The organism is Neisseria sp. P0021.S006 (genome assembly GCF_051956895.1).
Window position 1 is genome coordinate 1 of record NZ_JBQCWZ010000211.1, and the last position, 1,912, is coordinate 1,912.

General features: G+C 49.7%; 2 protein-coding genes. Both read right to left on the bottom strand.

Going from position 1 to position 1,912, the window contains the following annotated elements; translation table 11 throughout:
* Positions 1-126: 126 nt before the first annotated feature.
* The gene (locus ACTHUM_RS12620) at positions 127-993 is read right to left on the bottom strand and encodes a hypothetical protein (RefSeq protein WP_219088989.1); all 867 of its coding nucleotides are present in this window, start codon (positions 991-993) and stop codon (positions 127-129) included.
* A 67-nt stretch (positions 994-1,060) separates the two neighbouring features.
* Positions 1,061-1,855, bottom strand: coding sequence for a mechanosensitive ion channel domain-containing protein (locus ACTHUM_RS12625; protein ID WP_440403018.1), 795 nt, complete (start codon positions 1,853-1,855; stop codon positions 1,061-1,063).
* Positions 1,856-1,912: the final 57 nt, after the last annotated feature.

Below are 1,912 nucleotides of genomic sequence, written 5' to 3' on the forward strand. Positions count from 1 at the left end.
CTCATATGGTTTCTCCTGAATAAGATGGATTCAGACGGCCTTGTGGCCGTCTGAAAAGAAAACGATAGGCGTTATATGGTGGCAGACAGATAGAATTAAAGTGTCTTGTCTGCCTGTCGGCCAATTTTATTCTGCGCCGCGCGGATTGGCGTGCAATGGCGCAGCCAGTTCGAGGCGCATTGGTGTGCCTTTCGGGGCAAATACGGCATTGGCAACATTGGTTTGCAGGGATTCGGCAAACGAGCCGCGATACACTTTTGCACCTTGGTGGGTCAGGTTGGATTGTACATCGACGTACACTTCGCCGCCGATTTGACGCCAGAGGTGGCAGAAGGTGTAATCTTCGGACAGGTAGCGTTTGCTTTTCGGATCAACCATGCAGTCGAAGAAGCGGTAGTGTAGGCCTTTGTCTTCTCTGTTGTAGTCACTGTCGGAGATGTAGTTCAACTCGGGGTAGGCTGCCATCATTTTTTCAAATACGCTGCGCTTGATAACCATAAAGCCGGTTGGCGCGTCATGGACTTTCATAAAACCGTCTTCATCGACTTTCAGTACGATTTCACCGTTTTCATTTTTTTCGCTGGTGTTGACGGTATAAGAAGTGTACATGCGCTCGAAGTCGGCTTGAGTCGTGCCGGCCGGAACACCTTCTTCAGGCCAGTTGTCGCGTTTGAGCGGGTAAATGCCTGCCACAACGTCTTTGTCGGCCAAAAGCAGACGGTAGAATGAATCGGGAGAGAAGCCGATGTCGGAGTCAATCCAAAATAAATGCGTCCATTCTTTGTTTTCTAAGAATGTGGCCACGCAGTTGTTGCGCGCGCGCGTAATCAGGCTTTCGCCGCGCTGCATCATCACTTGAAGCGGTAGGCCGTGTGCGGCATTGGTGTGGACGATGTTCAGAAGTGAGAGGGTGTAGTTGTGGAAATATTTGCCGTCATGGCTGGGGGTCATGATTACAGGGTACATTTCGGCAAGGGCTGATTCGGGCAACATGAGTTTTCCTTATTGTTGATTATAAATTTGGGTATTGTAAGTGATTTGATAGTATATATAAACTGGACTATTTTAATTTATTGATTAATTGGCATTGCGTGCGTAAGAATTCGTCCAAAACCGCCTGTTGGATTTCCAAGCGTTTGGCTACGGGCGAGGCAAAGCGCACGATGATGTTATACACCTTGTCATCATGTGGCACACGGGATACACGCGGCTGGGCGGCGGGCGTGATAAACAATTTTTGGGTTTGCACGTTTTCCAAATGCTGCTTGATGGCAGGGACATAAGGCTCGCACAATGGCTCAAGAACATCTTTCAGACGGCCGATGATTTCGTCCGAATCCAAATGAATCGGTACGGGAATTTCCACCGTATGAATTACATAATCGCCCAAAATATTGTCGCGGCGCACGGTGTGGCTCAGAAGCAGGCTGTTGGGAAACGAGAGTGTTTTGCCGGAAAGCTGGCCAATCAACGGATTGGGGCCGATTTGCATCATCAGCGTGTTCAGCATATTGATATCGACCACCCGTCCGCGCAGGCCGTTGATTTCGATGTAGTCGCCGATGGAATATTGTTTGGTTACCGAGCGCAGGATGCTGCCGGACAAACACATAATCAATTCTTTGGTCGCCACCACAATTGCCGCAGCTACCGCAAACATCGACAACGCCAAAGTTTGAATCTGCGCCGCCCAAATCATCGCCAGCCCGAACAAGAGCAGCAGCATGGTGATGTTGCGACTGACCACCAGCGAACGGCGTTTGTTTTCGATGCTCAAATCCGGATGGCTGCGAAAATGAGCCGAGAGCAAAATGCTGCGCCCGGCAATGACGGCCACAATCATCACCATCGACATCAAAGCCGATTTGATGATTTCTTCACTGACAGGCAAAGCGTTCAGCCATTCCTGTAT

Coding starts and splice junctions, on each gene's coding strand:
- ACTHUM_RS12620 (WP_219088989.1), bottom strand. CDS start 993: ATGTTGCCCGAATCAGCCCTTGCCGAAATGTACCCTGTAATCATGACC.
- ACTHUM_RS12625 (WP_440403018.1), bottom strand. CDS start 1,855: ATGTCGATGGTGATGATTGTGGCCGTCATTGCCGGGCGCAGCATTTTG.